Below are 17,149 nucleotides of genomic sequence, written 5' to 3' on the forward strand. Positions count from 1 at the left end.
TAATTAAACTGGCCGCTTAGCCTTTCACGCCGCCTGCGGTCAAACCACTCTTAATAAAACGTTCGGAAAGCGCATACATAATGACCACCGGCAATGCGGTAACCAACGATGCGGCCATCATGCGTCCCCAGATATAGTCAGGCGTACTGAACAGCGCGTTCAGACCGACCGGTAAGGTAAAATTGCTGGCGCTGGAGAGGAAAATCGAGGCAAACAGATAGTCATTCCACGCGACCATAAAGCAGTACACAAAGACCGAAACCAGACCAGACATGGCCAACGGCACGGTGATGCGAAAGATAATTTGCAGACGATTTAATCCATCCATCATCGCAGCTTCTTCGATCTCATCCGGAATGGTGTCGAAATAGCTTTTCAACATGAACACGGCTGTCGGCAGCGTTTGGGTTACCATGGTGATAATCAACGCCATTTCGGTGTCATAAATGCCGAGGGCCGTAATGATTTTGAACAACGGCACCACCAGCAAAATCCCCGAGAACATGTACACCGTGTAAAAGCTGGCGTTGATGGTCATCCGTCCCTTAAAACGCAGGCGGGACAGCGCATACGCTCCGAGGACGCCGAGAAACACCGCCACCACCGATGACGAGACCGATACCACCAGGCTATTACGGAAGTAGTCAACAAACGGGAAGATCATCGGGTTGAAAATGTCGATGTAATGTTCCAGCGTCCATTGCTGAGGTAACAGCGTGGGATGCAGCGAAATCGCCTCTTTTGCGCTTTTAAATGAGGTCATCAGCATCACAAAAAACGGAAATAACGTGATACCGAGGAAGACAATTAATCCACAGTAAAAGCCGATGCGGCCAAGCGTGCGCTTATTTGTTGCCATTGAGGTTCACCCGTTTTCTGGTCAGCAGGATAACAGCGAAAATGATGACGAAGAGGACGACAGAAATAGCGGCCGCTTTACCCAGGTCATTGAATGCAAAAGCCGTTTTATAGAGATAGACCCCGAGAATATCGACTTTGGTGGTCAGCAGATAAACATCGGCGAACATATAGAACATCCAGATCGTACGCAGGGTGACTACGGTCGCCAGCACCGGCATGATCGCTGGCAGCGTGACGATACGAAACCGTTGCCAGGCGTTCGCGCCATCCATTTCCGCCGCCTCATACAACGATTTATCAATAGTCTGCAAAATCGCCAGAAATGAGATAAAGGCATACGGGAAGTAGCGCCAGATGGCGAAAAGTACAACCAATGCGAAGCTGCTGCCGGGATTGTCGAACCACAGCGGCGCCTGATCGTACAGATGCAGCAGATCCACGCCGAGGTAGTTCACAATGCCGTAGCCGTTGTTGAACATGTATTTCCAGGCAAACACCAGCGAAATTGATGGCGTTACGTAAGAGAGGATCACCAGCGAGCGCGCCGTTTTTCGCAAACGAAACTCACGGTTAAAAAACATCGCCACTCCCAGCCCCAGCACCGTGCTCCCGGCAACAACCAGCGCGGTATACCAGACCGTCATCCACAGCGAATGCCAGAATCCGGGATCGGTTAAGATACGGATATAGTTGCTCAAGCCGACAAATGTTGACTCAATTTGTGGATTAAGCGGCAGACGCATAAAGCTGATTTCGATGTTAGATATCATCGGCCATGCGACTAAACCACCCAGCAAGAGCAAGCTGGGCGCCAGCAGCAGCATGGCAAATGGCATATCCGATCGACCTGAGAAGAACTTATTCATCACGGCTTTCCATTTCCCCATTAGCGCTGTTCAACAAGGTCATCCAGTTTGGTCTGGCTTGCCTTCATCGTCGTTGAAAGATCGGCTTTTCCTACCGTGACGTTGTGCACCATGGTGCTTATGACACCGGAACCCGTAACGTCGCCCATGCGGGTAAAGTTCTTATCGCCGACTGCGCCAAACACCTGAATATTCGGCAGTTCGGCAATCAGTTGATCGGGTAATTCACCCAGTGCTTTAATAACGGGGTTATCTTTCCACGTTGCGGTATTCACCACTGCTTTATTGACCGGGAGCGCAGCGCCAGGGGACATCATCACCCAGTCAGCAATGTTGTCGGCCTGCTCCATAAAGGTGACAAATTTTTCTGCGGCTTCTGTCTCTTCGGTTTTTTGACCTGCGGTTATGGTCAGCGATGTCAACATGCCGTAGACGGCAGACGTTTTTTCCGTCGGAACCATAAAACCAACATTTTTAGGATCCCCCTCCTTAATCACCGCCGGGAGGATATAGGTGGAATAAATAGCCATCGGCGCAGTGCCGTTCATGAAAGCGTCTTTGACCTCCATGATGTCGTTAGATCCCGGCATGGTATTCATCGCAAGCTGGCGGTAATACTGCAACGCCTGGGCCATCTCCGGCGTGTCGAGCGTGATCTTTCCCTGCGCATCGAAAACGTTAGCCTGGTTAGAGAGCGCGAACTGAGAGAAGGACTGTTCGGTCAATACGCTTTCCGCCGTAGGTAGCGCAATACCATATTTTTTACTGCCCGGATCGTTTAACTTCTGCGCCACTTCGAGCAGTTGCTGCCAGTCTTTCGGCTCTTCCAGCCCTGCTTTTGCCAGTGCATCTTTGCGATACCAGACCCCGCCAATCCAGGCGCTAACCGGTACCCCGGTCCATGCAGAGCCATCTTCGGTACGCACAATACGCAGTACGCCATCATAAAACGCGTCTTCACCCACACCGTTGATGACCTGCGCCACCGCTTTGCGATCGATAAGCGATTCTTTGTCCATGACTTTCGCGTAGTCATGGCTGGTTTCAATGACTTCAGGAAGTGAACCGCTACGTGCGAGGGTAATCACTTTGGTGTTGTAAGCATCCTCTTCAACAGGAACCTGTTTGACGCTGATACCGGGGTTCTCTTTTTCAAAGCGCTCAATCAGTTTGGCAATAACCGCCTGCCGCTCCTGTTCTACAGAAGAGTGCATAAATTCAATCGCGACAGAGGATTTTTTATCATCCTTACACCCGGTAACCAGGGCGCAGGACACCAGTGCTGAAATCAGCACAATTTTAGCTTTAAGCATGGAATGTTCCTTTTTATTTCTTAATCCACATAACCTGCCAGGCGTGTAACGTTAATTCCTTACCCGAAATACTTTCTTCGCTAATCAAATCAAATCCATTTTCAATATCAATATTAATGGTTTGTGTCTGAGCGCTGATATTAAATAAACCAGTAATTTCTTCGCCTGTCTCTGCCCTACGTTTAATTTGCATAACGGCCGGTGTAACACTGTTAATCTTAAAATCACTATCAGGATGAAATGCTTTGTTATTACGCCGCAGAACAATTAATCGGGATAACTCATGGTAAATGGCGTGACGCAAACAAGTTTCATCGGCCAGTTCCGTTTCTATTTGTCTTATATGATATTTTTTACGGTTGATCGCCCGGTTATAACCCAGTTTTTCCACACCTTCATAGTCATTGCGCGATCCGAGGATACTTTGAATATAAATCGCTGGCACACCAGGAAAACTCAGCAAAATGGCATGGGCAAGTATAAAGCGGGAAAATCTTTCAGCATCACTGCTATTACCCGGCGTTAACGCATCCATATAGGTTACGTTAATTTCATACGGGCTTCGGCTACCATCAGGATTATTCTTCCAGTTAACCAGGGCGCCTTCCTGTTGTAATTCCGTCACCAGTCGCATGATTTCATCTTCAGGTAACAGGCCCCGTAACGGGTTGAGGCCAATTCCGTCATGCGATGCGAGGAAATTAAACCATGTGGTCTCAGTCGATGGCAGTTCCAGTGATTGCGCCCACTGACACAATGTCGTTGTATCCTGGCGTTGCACCGCATGCAGCACCAACGGCGGCAGCGAGAACTGGTACACCATGTGCGCCTCATCGCGGCCATTACCGTAATAGGAAATGTTATCCTTATGCGGAACGTTCGTTTCAGTAATAATCGCCGTACCAGGTGCCGCGCAGTCAGCAATAGCGCGGAACAGTTTGATAAGCTGATGCGTTTTTTCCAGGTGAATACAGGTTGTCCCTGGCTCTTTCCACATAAAACCAACCGCATCCAGGCGGACATAATCAGCGCCCTGCTCCAGGTAACTCAGCAGTACATCGACCATCGCCAGTAATACCAATGGATTGGCATAGTTGAGATCGATCTGGTCGTCGCTGAATGTCGTCCAGAGATGACGCACAGTATTATCTTTCAGCGTAAACGGGGTCAGTAACGGTAATGCACGTGGGCGCGTGACGTTGCTCAGGTCCGTATCAGGATCCATCGCAATAAAGAATTCTTCATAACCGTCAAGCTGTTGCAAATAGTTATTAAACCATTTGCTTTTAGCTGACATATGGTTACAAACAAAATCAAACATCAGTCGACTGGATTCAGCTAATTGCTTAATATCATTCCAGTCACCGGTTTCTTCGGCAACCTGATAGTAATTAATTACTGAAAAACCATCATCCGATGACCACGGATAAAATGGCAACAGATGCACATGAGAAAATGTCGACTTAAGCCATTCATTATAAAACTGATTAAACGTTGGCAGCGGTTTTTTATCTTCCGCGTAAAATTGATCGGCGTAGGTGATCAGAACGACATCACCTTCATCCCAATGCGCTTTACGGCTTTTTTTAATTAATTTTTGTGATTTTTCTAAACGCGCAACCAGCGCTTCATAGTGAAGTGAAGAAAATGTGTCGCCATAGACTTCACTCAGACATTTTTGGATTTTTTGGTTCACCTTCATTTCTCGTGGTAGCGGTCCCATGACGCAAGAGACTACTCTGCCGGAAATAAGCTGTCAATCAGCTGAGGTGGCCTGGAGGGGGGTTATAAAAGAATTTTGGCAGCCAAAAAATCGTATTTGTGAGCTGCCGCAAATTAACTGAGGGAATGTTGATTAATTGTTGCTTGCTTTTGCTGTTTCGGATATCAGGGTTGATTACCTGAATAGCGTTTCGACAATTTTGTCGCTGCCCGGCTCAACAAAGGTTCAAGTACTAACGCCAGCAACATTTTTAGCGGACGTCGGGCCACGGACTTCACGGCCCACCCTGCTACTCCAGCCGGGCCATAGCGCAGCGCAGTCAACAGCACCAGCTTACCTGCTATTTTAAAGCCTGGCTTTACCTTTTGCCCGGCACGTTGCCAGCGATTATTCATTTTTAACCTCACAATTGGCGGAAGCGACTGCGTAATGTGAAGGTATCAGATGTCACATAACGCTCCATCTCACGCAAACGCTTTTCACTTGCAGCCAACTCACGATCGACAGCATCCAACAACTCACCGCTTGATGGCTGCTGTTCTCCGGAAACCACGTTGTCCGGCATCGGATCCAACACAAACGTCAGTACGATGTAGGCGACAAAGGTGAAAAAGGCCAGACCAAAAAAGATGGACAGCACCACCAGGATCCGCACCAGTTTCACAGGAACATCGAGATAATGCGCAATACCCGCGCAAACCCCTTTCACCATGCCTTGCTGCGGTATACGCCACAGTTTTTTGTTCAGATTAACGCCCCCCATTAGCGGTCCCTCCAGTTTGGATGTTCAGCATCAAGGATGTCTTCCAGCGCTTGAATGCGCTCACGCATCCGCTGTGCGTCCTGGTTAAGTTCAGCCAGACGCTGTTGTTCACTTTGCGCCAGCTCGCCGCGACTGGAACGATTGCTGTAATGCAGCCAGAGCCAAATCGGTAAGACGAACAGCACAAAGATGGTTAACGGGATGGCCAGAAATAGCGCGCTCATGAGTACTCCTTACAGGTGATGAGCGGCGGCGCGTTCGGGCACCGCCAGATATTATTATTGCTTGTCTTGCTGCATTTTGGCTTTCAATTGCGCCAACTGCTCGCTGATTTCATCATCTGCTTTCAGGTCAGCAAATTGCTGATCCAAAGACTTCTGCTTACCGAAGTTATGGCTTTCAGCTTCAGCTTCCATTTGATCGATTCGGCGCTCAAAAGATTCAAAGCGCGCCATCGCTTCATCCAGTTTGCCGCTGTCCAGTTGACGACGAACATCACGGGAAGAGCTTGCCGCCTGATGGCGCAGCATCAACGCCTGCTGACGAGCACGGGTTTCACTAAGTTTGTTTTCCAGTTCACCAATCTCTTTTTTCATGCGCGCCAGCGTATCGTCAACCAGTGTTACCTCATGCTCCAGGGAGGCAATCAGGTCAGTCAGTTTCTGTTTTTCGATTAACGCAGAACGCGCCAAATCTTCTTTCTCTTTGCGCAGCGCCAGCTCTGCTTTTTCCTGCCACTCTGCCTGTTGGGCGCTGGCCTGTTCGATACGACGCGATAACTGTTTCTTTTCTGCCAGCGCGCGTGCGGAGTTTGAGCGCACTTCAACCAGCGTGTCTTCCATTTCCTGGATCATCAACCGCACCAGCTTCTGCGGATCTTCAGCCTTTTCCAGCAACGCATTAATGTTGGCGTTCACGATGTCGGCAAAACGAGAAAAAATACCCATAATGTAATCCTCACTTACTGTTCTGATATCGGGCAATGCCCTGCTGCTGTTCTAATGCACTTCGCATGCCAACTTTTTAATCTATTGAATTATTTGAAAATATCCAATTTTACCTGCCGGGATAAATAGGGTAAATTGGTGAATAACACTAACAAATGGTGAATTTCATCATGGCAGGATACAAAGATAATCTTTTGGGCGAAGCGAACAGCTTTATTGAAGTTCTGGAGCAGGTTTCTCATCTCGCGCCGCTGGATAAACCTGTGCTGGTCATTGGGGAACGCGGTACGGGGAAAGAGCTTATCGCCAACCGCCTGCACTATCTCTCCACCCGCTGGCAAGGCCCGTTTATTTCACTTAACTGCGCGGCGCTCAACGAAAATTTACTCGATTCCGAACTTTTTGGTCACGAAGCTGGCGCCTTTACTGGCGCGCAGAAACGTCATCCGGGTCGGTTCGAACGCGCCGATGGCGGCACGCTGTTTCTTGATGAACTGGCGACCGCCCCGATGCTGGTACAGGAAAAACTGCTGCGCGTTATTGAGTACGGAGAACTGGAACGCGTCGGCGGTAGCCAGCCGTTGCAGGTCAACGTACGACTGGTTTGCGCAACCAATGCCGACCTGCCGCGCATGGTAAGTGAAGGCACGTTCCGCGCGGACCTGCTGGATCGTCTGGCTTTTGATGTGGTGCAACTCCCACCGTTACGCGAACGTCAAAGCGACATCATGTTAATGGCTGAACATTTTGCCATTCAGATGTGCCGTGAGATCGGGTTACCGTTGTTTCCAGGGTTCACCGACGAGGCCAAAGAAACGCTCCTCCACTACCGTTGGCCGGGCAATATTCGTGAGCTGAAAAACGTCGTGGAGCGTTCGGTTTACCGGCACGGGACCAGCGAATACCCGCTGAATGAGATTGTGATTGACCCGTTCAGGCGTCACACCACACCGCCGCAGGCGCAGGAAACCAGACCTGCATCCGTAACCTTACCGCTGGATCTGCGTGAATTCCAACAGCAGCAGGAGAAGGAATTTTTGCAAAGCAGCTTACAGCAGGCGAAATTTAATCAGAAAAAAGCCGCTGAATTATTAGGTCTGACCTACCATCAGCTCCGTGCGTTACTCAAGAAACACCAAATTTAGCGTACAGGGGCAGACGTTGGACGCGAGGGTTAAAACAGTTTACCATGATGCAATTACTGTATAAAAAAACAGGTTAATCATGATGACTCTGGCGTTAGTTGGCGAAAAAATTGACAGAAACAGATTCACTGGTGCGAAAGTTGAAAATAGCACATTTTTCAACTGTGATTTTTCGGGCGCCGACCTCAGCGGCACTGAGTTTATTGGCTGCCAGTTCTATGATCGAGAAAGCCAGAAAGGGTGTAATTTTAGTCGCGCTATCCTGAAAGATGCCATTTTCAAAAGTTGTGATCTCTCCATGGCGGATTTCAGGAATGTGAGCGCGCTGGGAATCGAAATTCGCCACTGCCGCGCACAAGGTTCAGATTTTCGCGGCGCAAGCTTTATGAATATGATTACCACACGCACCTGGTTTTGTAGCGCCTATATCACCAATACCAACTTAAGCTACGCCAACTTTTCAAAAGTCGTACTGGAAAAGTGCGAGCTGTGGGAAAACCGTTGGATGGGTACTCAGGTACTGGGGGCGACGTTCAGTGGTTCGGATCTTTCCGGCGGTGAGTTTTCGTCGTTCGACTGGCGGGCCGCAAACTTTACGCACTGTGATTTGACCAATTCAGAACTGGGCGATCTCGATGTCCGGGGTGTTGATTTGCAAGGCGTCAAACTTGACAGCTACCAGGCATCGTTGATCCTGGAACGTCTTGGCATCGCTGTCATTGGTTAATATTCAGAGAGCGGTGCCTGCCGCCCCCTGCCCTTAAACAGTATTGTCCGCTCTGGCTTTCCCGCGCGGACGTTTCGACTCAGCGAACATAGACGTCAGAGAGTTCCGGTCCCCCCGTCAGAACACCATACCTGACCGGATGTATAGCTGTTTTCTTCAGCCGCTAAAGTGACATACAGAGGGGCAATTTCTACCGGTTGGCCTGGCCGACCGAGCGGCGCATTTGCGCCAAATTTCTCAATTTTTTCCTGTGGTTGGCCGCCGCAACACTGCAATACCGTCCAGTACGGTCCAGGCGCGACAGCATTCACACGGATCCCTTTGGGTGCCAGTTGCTTTGCCAGCGATTTAGTAAATGCCACTATCGCCGCCTTGGTCTGAGCATAATCAAGCAGGATCTCACTTGGCTCATAAGCCTGTACCGACGAGGTGTTAATAATCACGCTGTCTCGTGAGAAATGAGGAACAGCCGCTTTGGTGATCCAAAACATGGCGTAGACATTGGTCTTGAATGTCGCATCAAACTCTTCTGTGGTGAGGTTTTCGATCGATTCGCAAAATTGCTGACGACCGGCGTTATTCACCAGAATATCCAACCCTCCCAGCGCTTCTACCGCCTGTTTTACCAGATGGTTACAGAAAGTTTCGTCACGAATATCACCGGGAATCGCCGCGACTTTTCTCCCTGCTTTTTTTATCAATTCGACAACCTCACGCGCATCGTCCTCTTCTTCAGGTAAATAATTAATCGCGACATCGGCGCCTTCGCGGGCATAAGCAATGGCAACAGCACGCCCAATACCTGAGTCACCTCCGGTAATTAATACCTTGCGACCATTTAACCTGCCGCTTCCCTGGTAGCTTTCTTCGCCATGATCGGGACGCGGTTGCATTTTTCCAGCCAGACCCGGAAAAGGTTGTTTTTGATGTGGAAAAGGCGGCTGCGGAAAACGTTCTGAATTAGTTTTATTGGTGGTCTGTTTTCCTTTATTTAGGTCAGTCATTCAATCACCTCTCATGAGTCATCATTCATCGCAAAGACTAATAAGCGTAGAACAAAATGAATGACATGACCTTTATAATTTACCCACAACTTAATTTTTGCCAAATATTAACCTGGTCCTTACGATGATAACTTCACATTGCGTTGAGATATTTACTCGGATAAGTCCTGGTTTATTTATTTGTTCTTCCAGACTGAAACTTCTTCAACCAATACCGCCAGGCTAAAACGTACCGCCTTTTCTATAACGTCCTGGCAATCCCCGGAAAAATATTCCCGTTTTGTTTTTATCCGCCCGCGGAAATTCCACGCAAACCACACCGTTCCTGCGGGAGTACCATCCTCCCCACCCTCCGGCCCCGCATATCCGCTAATGGCTATACTGATGTCGGTTTCGGCTTGCTCACGTATCCCTACAGACATCTCACTGACCGTTTGCTCACTAACGGCGCTATATTTCTCCAGCGTACTGGCCCGTACGCCGAGCATTTTCTGCTTGGCGCGATCGCTAAAGGTTATAACGCCGATATCATAAAATTCTGCGGTATCCGCCTGTGCACAAAGCGCGGCGGCCAAGTTTCCTCCTGTACAAGATTCTGCGGTAGTCAACGTTAAACCGCGATCAATAAGCGTTTTTGCAACCCGTTTCGTCAGTTCATTGCATGTTTTTGCGTCATTGTACTCCGTGTTCATTACCGCCTCGCTAATTCTCTTCAGGAATGACAGAAATATGTCCGTTACGTTCCAGAATGGCATACTTGATTTTACTGGATTCGGTAATCCCCTGATTTTGTCGTGCTGCGACTAATATATCGTCAAGAGAAACATCCACTTTCTTCATTTTATCCAATAAAGGGATCCCATGATCAAGCAGGATAACCGGAGAGCCATCCAGTACAGATTCTGCCCCACCTACCTTTTTCTTAATAAAACCAAACAGAATATCAATAGTAACCAGTGTGACAATCGTGATCATGGCGCCGGTCAGCGAAAAATCATTACCCAATAAGGCTTGCTGAGTTGCTTCACTGATAATCAGTAATAAAATCAGATCGAAGCTGGTCATTTGTAACAATGCCCGGCGACCGGCTATTTTGAAAACCACCAGCAAAATAAGGTAAATGGCTAATGCCCGGAAGACCATCTCCATACCCACCTCCTAAGGATAAATAAATTGTCTGAAGCGGATTTCAGGTTCGCCATTTAGCTGGAGAAAACTCATTACACTTCCTGGCTTCACGGGCGTAACCTGCAGCCAGACAGTAAAATCCTGCGTTGCTTCAGAATCATTGTAGACAAGGTAAAGATCGTTACCCTTGCTGTACATGCTGTCTGGCTGCGGCCAAATATTTTCCATCTCATAAAATTTGTTGAAATCGCCGCCAATGCGCAACGTCATGTTCACAGAATCATGCTTCTGTCCGGAGATTTTAAATTGAAATTCCGTTTGCAAACGACCAAATTTTTCGAATTGTAACTCTGTTGTGTTTAAGGTGTTTTTTCTCGTTACCTCACTTAAATACCCGCCGGAAAACGCTCCCGCCGTAGCAAGTAAAACAATGCAGAGCAAACAGATAAAACCAATCTTGTGAAAGCCTGATTCAAAATTCAGAAAACGCTGACTCTCTTTCACTCCTTGCAAATGGGCTTTCTCTCTGTTCATTTCACCGCCTCGCTTATATCACACCAATCCTTTGTTTTATTGAAAAATTATCATTTGAGACTTATCCCACTCGCCAGATTAATAAATAGCAACCAAACTTAATAAGTCAAATCAATTTCTATGGAGGCTCTATGAAAATATCTTTCGCCCCCTTACTGTGTTCTTTTTTATTGCCATCAGCGTTTGCCGATGATAATGGTGGATTGAAAAAAGATACCGCCCCGCCACCTGCCCACGCACTGGATGAAGGATATCGCGGCACTGAAGATGCAAGAATCATGACCGTCCAACAAGCTAAAACTATGCATGACGGAGCGACTATCTCTTTACGGGGTAATCTCATTGAGGATCAAGGAGGAGATAAGTTTATCTTCCGTGACAAAACCGGCACGATCAATACGCTTATTCCGCTTGCCGTCTTTGATGGCCGAACGGTAAAACCCGATCAAATGATCAGGATTAACGGTAGCCTTGACGCTAAAATGCAACCGCCGGTGGTACGCGTTAATAAAATCCAGAAGTAATTCGACATACGGGAAGATATTCACTCTTCCCGCCTCATTCTTGTTTATTTTCCTCTGATTCTGCAGACATTCCTCCCACACAACAGACTCATTTTTCCCGTCAGACACCTCCCGCCATTGAATCCGGCGTTTAAGCGAGTCAGAGGTGCCATGAAAATGCTAAGATAACTAATAGAGGATATGCAAAGTGGATAGCAGGTATGAATTTTGACCAACTGGCGATGTTGAATTCGCGGTTATCAACCCTGCAGCCCCCAAACACAAACGGTAATGGCAAATGTCATTAAGTATTAGTAAGATAGCTTCTTTATATATAACCCTTTAAAATTATGCGCCTGGTTTTATCATCTCTGATCGTGATGGCTGGACTTCTGAGTGGTCAGGCTGCAGCTGCGCCTGAGCAGGCCTCGTACGCTGATATTCGTGACAGTGGCTTTGTCTATTGCGTCAGCGGGCAGGTCAATACGTTCAATCCGCAAAAAGCGAGCAGCGGTCTCATCGTAGACACATTAGCGGCCCAATTGTATGACCGACTGCTTGATGTCGATCCCTATACTTATCGTCTGGTGCCAGAACTGGCTGAAAGCTGGGAAGTATTGGATAACGGCGCAACCTACCGCTTCCATTTACGTCGCGATGTTCCGTTTCAAAAGACAGCCTGGTTCACGCCCACCCGCAAACTGAATGCGGACGATGTGGTATTTACCTTCGAGCGCATCTTTGATCGCCAACATCCGTGGCACAATATCAATGGCAGCAGTTTTCCCTATTTTGACAGCCTGCAGTTCGCCGATAACGTCCAAAGCGTGCGCAAGCTGGACAACAACACCGTTGAATTTCGCTTAAATCAACCCGACGCCTCCTTCTTGTGGCACCTTGCCACACATTATGCCTCGGTGATGTCGGCAGAATATGCCGCCAAATTAGCCAAACAGGATCGCCAGGAATTACTTGACCGTCAGCCCGTCGGCACAGGTCCGTACCAACTTTCAGAAAATCGTGCAGGCCAATATATTCGCCTGCAACGGCATGAAAAATTCTGGCGAGGTACCCCCTTGATGCCCCAAGTCGTGGTGGATCTCGGCTCTGGCGGAACCGGCCGTTTATCGAAATTACTGACCGGCGAGTGCGACGTGCTGGCCTGGCCGGCTGCCAGCCAGCTCAGCATATTGCGTGATGATCCTCGACTGCGTTTGACGTTGCGTCCTGGGATGAATATCGCCTATCTGGCGTTCAACACGGATAAACCGCCGTTGAACAACCCTGCCGTACGACATGCGCTAGCGCTTGCCATTAACAACCAACGGTTAATGCAATCTATTTACTACGGTACGGCGGAAACCGCGGCATCTATTTTGCCTCGCGCCTCGTGGGCTTATGACAACGAAGCTAAAATTACTGAGTACAACCCGGCAAAATCGCGCGAGCAATTAAAAGCGCTGGGGTTGGAAAATCTGACGTTACAACTTTGGGTCCCCACCAGTTCTCAGGCCTGGAACCCAAGCCCGCTGAAAACCGCAGAGCTGATTCAGGCTGATATGGCTCAGGTGGGTGTGAAAGTGAAGATCATCCCGGTAGAAGGTCGTTTTCAGGAGGCGCGATTAATGGATATGAACCATGATCTGACGTTGTCCGGCTGGGCAACTGACAGTAACGATCCTGACAGCTTTTTCCGACCGATGCTCAGTTGTGCCGCCATTAACTCACAGACCAACTTTGCCCACTGGTGCAATCCGGAGTTTGACAGCATTTTGCGCAAAGCCCTCTCTTCGCAACAACTCTCCTCGCGAATTGATGCCTACGACGAAGCGCAAAATATTCTTGCGCGCGAGTTGCCGATCCTGCCGCTGGCCTCTTCGCTTCGTTTGCAGGCTTATCGCTATGACATCAAAGGGTTGGTGCTCAGTCCGTTCGGCAACGCTTCTTTTGCCGGGGTTTCCAGGGAAAAGGCTGACGAGGTGAAAAAACCATGATTATCTTCACCCTGCGCCGTTTTTTATTACTGCTGGTCACCCTGTTCTTCCTGACTTTTATTGGGTTCAGCCTGAGCTACTTCACACCTCATGCGCCGTTACAGGGCGCATCGCTGTGGAACGCCTGGGTATTCTGGTTCAATGGCCTGATTCACTGGGATTTTGGTGTGTCCAGTATTAACGGCCAGTTGATCTCAGAACAACTCAAAGAGGTCTTTCCGGCGACAATGGAACTGTGCATTCTGGCCTTTGGTTTTGCACTGATGGTCGGGATCCCGATAGGCATGTTGGCGGGCATAACACGTAATAAATGGCAGGATCGTTGCATCAGCGCATTGGCTCTGATGGGCTTTTCTATTCCGGTTTTTTGGCTGGCGCTGCTGCTGACGTTGCTCTTCTCACTGACCCTCGGCTGGCTGCCCGTTTCCGGGCGTTTTGATCTGCTCTACGAAGTTAAGCCCGTTACCGGATTTGCCATTATCGACGCCTGGATCACCGACTCGCCCTGGCGCGATGAAATGCTGGTCAGTGCGATCCGCCATATGGTGCTTCCGGTGTTAACGCTCTCCGTTGCACCGACGACGGAAGTTATTCGTCTGATGCGTATCAGCACCATTGAGGTCTTTGATCAAAACTATGTTAAAGCGGCGGCTACTCGTGGTTTGTCACGGTTAACGATTTTACGCCGTCACGTACTGCACAACGCTCTCCCACCGGTTATCCCGCGCCTGGGGTTACAGTTTTCCACCATGCTGACGCTGGCGATGATCACCGAGATGGTCTTTAGCTGGCCAGGTCTTGGCCGTTGGCTGATAAACGCGATTCGCCAGCAGGATTACGCGGCGATTTCGGCGGGTGTGATGGTGATAGGCTCACTGGTTATCATCGTTAACGTCATCTCTGATATTCTGGGTGCTATGGCTAACCCTCTGAAACATAAGGAATGGTATGCCTTACGATAGCGTCTACAGCGAAAAGCGCCCACCTGGTACGCTGCGCACCGCATGGCGCAATTTTTACGGCGATGCAACCGCAATGATCGGCCTGTATGGCTGTGCGGGACTGGCGATTCTGTGTATTTTTGGTGGTTGGTTCGCGCCTTACGGCATCGACCAGCAGTTTCTCGGCTATCAACTTTTACCGCCGTCATGGTCGCGCTATGGCGAAGTCTCTTTCTTCCTCGGGACTGATGACCTGGGGCGTGATGTTTTAAGTCGCCTGCTCAGCGGTGCGGCCCCAACCGTGGGCGGTGCGTTTGTCGTAACTCTCGCCGCCACGCTGTGTGGCTTGTTACTGGGGGTGGTTGCCGGAGCAACGCACGGTTTGCGTTCCGCGGTGCTCAATCACATTCTGGACACCCTGCTGTCGATCCCTTCACTGTTGCTGGCGATTATTGTGGTGGCTTTTGCCGGTCCGCATCTGACTCACGCGATGTTTGCCGTCTGGCTGGCGCTGCTGCCGCGGATGGTTCGCTCCGTCTACAGCATGGTGCATGACGAGCTGGAAAAAGAGTATGTTATTGCCGCTCGCCTTGATGGCGCAACCACGCTCAATATTCTGTGGTTCGCCGTTCTGCCCAATATTACCGCCGGGCTTATCACTGAAATCACCCGTGCGCTGTCGATGGCGATTCTGGATATCGCCGCGCTGGGTTTTCTTGACCTTGGCGCGCAGTTGCCATCACCGGAATGGGGAGCCATGCTCGGCGACGCGCTGGAGCTGATTTATGTCGCACCGTGGACAGTGATGCTGCCAGGCGCGGCGATCATGATAAGCGTGCTGCTGGTTAACCTGCTGGGTGATGGCGTGCGCCGCGCAATTATTGCGGGGGTGGAATAATGCCATTACTCGATATCCGCAACCTGACCATTGAATTCAGAACCGGCGACGACTGGGTAAAAGCGGTTGACCGTGTCAGCATGACTCTCAATGAGGGGGAAATCCGCGGACTGGTCGGCGAGTCCGGCTCCGGCAAGAGCCTGATCGCCAAGGCTATTTGCGGCGTCGCCAAAGATAACTGGCGCGTAACCGCAGACCGTATGCGCTTTGATGACATCGATCTCCTGCGCCTTTCCGCGCGTGAACGACGCAAGCTGGTCGGTCATAACGTTTCCATGATCTTTCAGGAACCGCAATCGTGCCTTGACCCGTCCGAGCGTATTGGACGACAGCTGATGCAAAATATTCCAGCCTGGACCTATAAGGGGCGCTGGTGGCAGCGCATCGGCTGGCGCAAACGCCGGGCGATTGAGCTTTTGCACCGCGTCGGGATAAAAGATCACAAAGATGCCATGCGCAGCTTCCCGTATGAACTGACCGACGGCGAGTGTCAGAAGGTAATGATCGCTATTGCACTGGCGAATCAGCCGCGCTTGCTGATTGCCGATGAACCGACGAACGCGATGGAGCCAACGACCCAGGCGCAAATATTTCGCCTGCTGACCCGGCTGAACCAAAACAGTAATACTACCATTTTGTTGATCAGCCATGACCTGCAAATGCTCAGCCAGTGGGCGGACAAAATCAACGTAATGTATTGCGGACAAACGGTGGAAACGGCGCCCAGTAAAGATCTGGTGACGATTCCACATCATCCTTATACGCAAGCGTTGATCCGCGCCATTCCTGATTTTGGTAGCGCGATGCCGCATAAAAGTCGTCTGAATACCATGCCAGGAGCGATTCCATTGCTGGAACAATTACCCATCGGCTGCCGTCTGGGGCCGCGCTGCCCTTATGCTCAGCGTGAATGTATTGAAACCCCACGACTGACCGGAGCAAAGAATCATCTCTACGCCTGTCATTTCCCGCTGAACATGGAGAGAGAGTGAGATGGTAGAAACCCTGCTCGAAGTTCGCAATCTGAGCAAAACCTTTCGCTACCGGACGGGTTTATTTCGCCGCCAGACCGTTGAGGCCGTTAAGCCACTCAGCTTTACCCTGCGCGAACGTCAGACACTCGCGGTCATTGGTGAGAATGGTTCCGGTAAGTCCACGCTGGCAAAGATGTTAGCTGGCATGATTGAACCCACCAGCGGTGAACTGCTGATTGACGATCATCCGCTCCAGTATGGTGATTATTCATTCCGTAGTCAGCGTATCCGTATGATTTTTCAGGATCCGTCAACATCGCTTAACCCTCGCCAGCGTATTTCACAAATCCTTGATTTCCCGCTGCGTCTGAACACCGACCTGGAACCTGAACAGCGTCGCAAACAGATTATAGAAACGATGCGCATGGTTGGACTGTTACCTGACCATGTGAGCTATTACCCGCATATGTTGGCGCCGGGACAAAAACAGCGTCTGGGGCTTGCCCGCGCGCTTATTTTACGACCTAAAGTGATTATCGCCGACGAGGCCCTTGCCTCTCTGGACATGTCGATGCGTTCGCAGCTCATCAATTTGATGCTGGAATTACAGGAAAAACAGGGGATTTCGTATATCTATGTGACTCAACATATCGGCATGATGAAGCACATTAGCGATCAAGTATTAGTCATGCATCAGGGTGAAGTTGTTGAGCGTGGCAGTACCGCGGATGTTCTGGCCTCCCCGCTGCATGAGCTGACTCGTCGTCTGATTGCAGGGCATTTTGGCGAGGCGCTCACCGCCGACGCCTGGCGGAAAGATCGCTAACA

At 49.8% G+C, this 17,149-nt stretch carries 20 protein-coding genes; 8 read left to right on the forward strand and 12 right to left on the reverse strand.

All coding sequences use genetic code 11. The features are described from left to right. Window positions 1–16: 16 nt before the first annotated feature. From OOJ59_RS17725 to pspA, 8 genes are all read right to left on the reverse strand, one after another. Window positions 17–859 (reverse strand): carbohydrate ABC transporter permease, encoded by an 843-nt coding sequence (locus OOJ59_RS17725; protein ID WP_038640909.1) that lies wholly within the window; start codon window positions 857–859, stop codon window positions 17–19. Next, a complete protein-coding gene (locus tag OOJ59_RS17730) occupies window positions 846–1,727 on the reverse strand; it encodes a carbohydrate ABC transporter permease (RefSeq protein WP_038643191.1) in 882 nt (293 codons plus the stop codon). Before OOJ59_RS17730 ends, OOJ59_RS17725 begins: the two co-directional genes overlap by 14 nt. Window positions 1,728–1,747: 20 nt before the next feature. Further along, window positions 1,748–3,040, reverse strand: a complete 1,293-nt coding sequence (locus OOJ59_RS17735) for an ABC transporter substrate-binding protein (RefSeq protein WP_085048114.1) — start codon at window positions 3,038–3,040, stop codon at window positions 1,748–1,750. 13 nt (window positions 3,041–3,053) lie between these two features. Continuing rightward, window positions 3,054–4,736, reverse strand: a complete 1,683-nt coding sequence (locus OOJ59_RS17740; RefSeq protein ID WP_268063446.1) for a sugar phosphorylase — start codon at window positions 4,734–4,736, stop codon at window positions 3,054–3,056. A 191-nt stretch (window positions 4,737–4,927) separates the two neighbouring features. Further along, complete coding sequence (gene pspD / locus OOJ59_RS17745; RefSeq protein WP_038640914.1) at window positions 4,928–5,158, reverse strand: phage shock protein PspD; 231 nt, start codon at window positions 5,156–5,158, stop codon at window positions 4,928–4,930. A gap of 8 nt (window positions 5,159–5,166) precedes the next feature. Next, complete coding sequence (pspC, locus tag OOJ59_RS17750; RefSeq protein ID WP_004193243.1) at window positions 5,167–5,526, reverse strand: envelope stress response membrane protein PspC; 360 nt, start codon at window positions 5,524–5,526, stop codon at window positions 5,167–5,169. Beyond that, window positions 5,526–5,750 carry an envelope stress response membrane protein PspB gene (pspB, locus tag OOJ59_RS17755; protein WP_038640917.1) on the reverse strand — a complete coding sequence of 75 codons (225 nt, stop codon included), beginning with the start codon at window positions 5,748–5,750 and terminating at the stop codon, window positions 5,526–5,528. Before pspB ends, pspC begins: the two co-directional genes overlap by 1 nt. A 54-nt stretch (window positions 5,751–5,804) precedes the next feature. Then, entirely contained in the window at window positions 5,805–6,473 is a 669-nt protein-coding gene (pspA, locus tag OOJ59_RS17760; RefSeq protein ID WP_003020532.1) for a phage shock protein PspA, read from the reverse strand. 155 nt (window positions 6,474–6,628) lie between these two features. Between pspA and pspF the strand changes: the two genes are divergently transcribed. Both pspF and OOJ59_RS17770 read left to right on the forward strand, forming a co-directional pair. Then, window positions 6,629–7,618 (forward strand): phage shock protein operon transcriptional activator, encoded by a 990-nt coding sequence (pspF, locus tag OOJ59_RS17765; protein ID WP_160956288.1) that lies wholly within the window; start codon window positions 6,629–6,631, stop codon window positions 7,616–7,618. 82 nt (window positions 7,619–7,700) lie between these two features. After that, window positions 7,701–8,345, forward strand: a complete 645-nt coding sequence (locus OOJ59_RS17770; protein ID WP_038640920.1) for a quinolone resistance pentapeptide repeat protein QnrB12 — start codon at window positions 7,701–7,703, stop codon at window positions 8,343–8,345. A 95-nt stretch (window positions 8,346–8,440) separates the two neighbouring features. Here OOJ59_RS17770 and OOJ59_RS17775 read toward each other — a convergent pair whose 3' ends face one another. The 4 genes from OOJ59_RS17775 to OOJ59_RS17790 all read right to left on the reverse strand — a co-directional run bounded on the left by OOJ59_RS17775 (window position 8,441) and on the right by OOJ59_RS17790 (window position 11,011). After that, on the reverse strand, window positions 8,441–9,349 hold the full coding sequence (locus tag OOJ59_RS17775) for an SDR family oxidoreductase (protein ID WP_160956287.1): 909 nt from the start codon (window positions 9,347–9,349) through the stop codon (window positions 8,441–8,443). A gap of 176 nt (window positions 9,350–9,525) precedes the next feature. Next, a complete protein-coding gene (locus OOJ59_RS17780; RefSeq protein WP_233600349.1) occupies window positions 9,526–10,041 on the reverse strand; it encodes a 2-oxo-tetronate isomerase in 516 nt (171 codons plus the stop codon). A 10-nt stretch (window positions 10,042–10,051) separates the two neighbouring features. Beyond that, window positions 10,052–10,498 (reverse strand): DUF421 domain-containing protein, encoded by a 447-nt coding sequence (locus OOJ59_RS17785; protein ID WP_038640925.1) that lies wholly within the window; start codon window positions 10,496–10,498, stop codon window positions 10,052–10,054. A gap of 9 nt (window positions 10,499–10,507) precedes the next feature. Beyond that, window positions 10,508–11,011, reverse strand: coding sequence for a hypothetical protein (locus OOJ59_RS17790; protein ID WP_160956285.1), 504 nt, complete (start codon window positions 11,009–11,011; stop codon window positions 10,508–10,510). A gap of 131 nt (window positions 11,012–11,142) precedes the next feature. Between OOJ59_RS17790 and OOJ59_RS17795 the strand changes: the two genes are divergently transcribed. From OOJ59_RS17795 to sapF, 6 genes are all read left to right on the forward strand, one after another. Then, window positions 11,143–11,535, forward strand: coding sequence for a YdeI family stress tolerance OB fold protein (locus OOJ59_RS17795; protein WP_160956284.1), 393 nt, complete (start codon window positions 11,143–11,145; stop codon window positions 11,533–11,535). A gap of 329 nt (window positions 11,536–11,864) precedes the next feature. Continuing rightward, complete coding sequence (gene sapA / locus OOJ59_RS17800; protein ID WP_038640931.1) at window positions 11,865–13,508, forward strand: ABC transporter substrate-binding protein SapA; 1,644 nt, start codon at window positions 11,865–11,867, stop codon at window positions 13,506–13,508. Further along, the gene (gene sapB, locus OOJ59_RS17805) at window positions 13,505–14,470 is read left to right on the forward strand and encodes a peptide ABC transporter permease SapB (RefSeq protein ID WP_061381249.1); all 966 of its coding nucleotides are present in this window, start codon (window positions 13,505–13,507) and stop codon (window positions 14,468–14,470) included. The genes sapA and sapB overlap by 4 nt, the downstream gene beginning before the upstream one ends. Beyond that, window positions 14,457–15,347, forward strand: coding sequence for a peptide ABC transporter permease SapC (gene sapC / locus OOJ59_RS17810; RefSeq protein ID WP_016156640.1), 891 nt, complete (start codon window positions 14,457–14,459; stop codon window positions 15,345–15,347). The genes sapB and sapC overlap by 14 nt, the downstream gene beginning before the upstream one ends. After that, window positions 15,347–16,339: a peptide ABC transporter ATP-binding protein SapD gene (gene sapD / locus OOJ59_RS17815; RefSeq protein ID WP_003020556.1), complete on the forward strand. Its 993-nt coding sequence runs from the start codon at window positions 15,347–15,349 to the stop codon at window positions 16,337–16,339. The genes sapC and sapD overlap by 1 nt, the downstream gene beginning before the upstream one ends. Window position 16,340: 1 nt before the next feature. Further along, window positions 16,341–17,147: a peptide ABC transporter ATP-binding protein SapF gene (gene sapF, locus OOJ59_RS17820; protein WP_038640937.1), complete on the forward strand. Its 807-nt coding sequence runs from the start codon at window positions 16,341–16,343 to the stop codon at window positions 17,145–17,147. Window positions 17,148–17,149: the final 2 nt, after the last annotated feature.

Origin of the sequence: Citrobacter sp. W9 (assembly GCF_026719375.1) — a bacterium.
Taxonomy (GTDB): domain Bacteria; phylum Pseudomonadota; class Gammaproteobacteria; order Enterobacterales; family Enterobacteriaceae; genus Citrobacter; species Citrobacter werkmanii.

Excerpts from the sequence above, each read along its gene's own strand:
- pspB (WP_038640917.1), bottom strand. The coding sequence starts at position 5,750 with ATGAGCGCGCTATTTCTGGCCATCCCGTTAACCATCTTTGTGCTGTTC.
- OOJ59_RS17785 (WP_038640925.1), bottom strand. The coding sequence starts at position 10,498 with ATGGAGATGGTCTTCCGGGCATTAGCCATTTACCTTATTTTGCTGGTG.
- OOJ59_RS17725 (WP_038640909.1), bottom strand. The coding sequence starts at position 859 with ATGGCAACAAATAAGCGCACGCTTGGCCGCATCGGCTTTTACTGTGGA.
- OOJ59_RS17790 (WP_160956285.1), bottom strand. The coding sequence starts at position 11,011 with ATGAACAGAGAGAAAGCCCATTTGCAAGGAGTGAAAGAGAGTCAGCGT.
- pspA (WP_003020532.1), bottom strand. The coding sequence starts at position 6,473 with ATGGGTATTTTTTCTCGTTTTGCCGACATCGTGAACGCCAACATTAAT.
- sapB (WP_061381249.1), top strand. The coding sequence starts at position 13,505 with ATGATTATCTTCACCCTGCGCCGTTTTTTATTACTGCTGGTCACCCTG.
- OOJ59_RS17770 (WP_038640920.1), top strand. The coding sequence starts at position 7,701 with ATGACTCTGGCGTTAGTTGGCGAAAAAATTGACAGAAACAGATTCACT.
- OOJ59_RS17795 (WP_160956284.1), top strand. The coding sequence starts at position 11,143 with ATGAAAATATCTTTCGCCCCCTTACTGTGTTCTTTTTTATTGCCATCA.
- sapA (WP_038640931.1), top strand. The coding sequence starts at position 11,865 with ATGCGCCTGGTTTTATCATCTCTGATCGTGATGGCTGGACTTCTGAGT.
- pspD (WP_038640914.1), bottom strand. The coding sequence starts at position 5,158 with ATGAATAATCGCTGGCAACGTGCCGGGCAAAAGGTAAAGCCAGGCTTT.
- sapC (WP_016156640.1), top strand. The coding sequence starts at position 14,457 with ATGCCTTACGATAGCGTCTACAGCGAAAAGCGCCCACCTGGTACGCTG.
- OOJ59_RS17730 (WP_038643191.1), bottom strand. The coding sequence starts at position 1,727 with ATGAATAAGTTCTTCTCAGGTCGATCGGATATGCCATTTGCCATGCTG.
- sapF (WP_038640937.1), top strand. The coding sequence starts at position 16,341 with ATGGTAGAAACCCTGCTCGAAGTTCGCAATCTGAGCAAAACCTTTCGC.
- pspC (WP_004193243.1), bottom strand. The coding sequence starts at position 5,526 with ATGGGGGGCGTTAATCTGAACAAAAAACTGTGGCGTATACCGCAGCAA.
- OOJ59_RS17735 (WP_085048114.1), bottom strand. The coding sequence starts at position 3,040 with ATGCTTAAAGCTAAAATTGTGCTGATTTCAGCACTGGTGTCCTGCGCC.
- OOJ59_RS17775 (WP_160956287.1), bottom strand. The coding sequence starts at position 9,349 with ATGACTGACCTAAATAAAGGAAAACAGACCACCAATAAAACTAATTCA.
- pspF (WP_160956288.1), top strand. The coding sequence starts at position 6,629 with ATGGTGAATTTCATCATGGCAGGATACAAAGATAATCTTTTGGGCGAA.
- sapD (WP_003020556.1), top strand. The coding sequence starts at position 15,347 with ATGCCATTACTCGATATCCGCAACCTGACCATTGAATTCAGAACCGGC.
- OOJ59_RS17780 (WP_233600349.1), bottom strand. The coding sequence starts at position 10,041 with ATGAACACGGAGTACAATGACGCAAAAACATGCAATGAACTGACGAAA.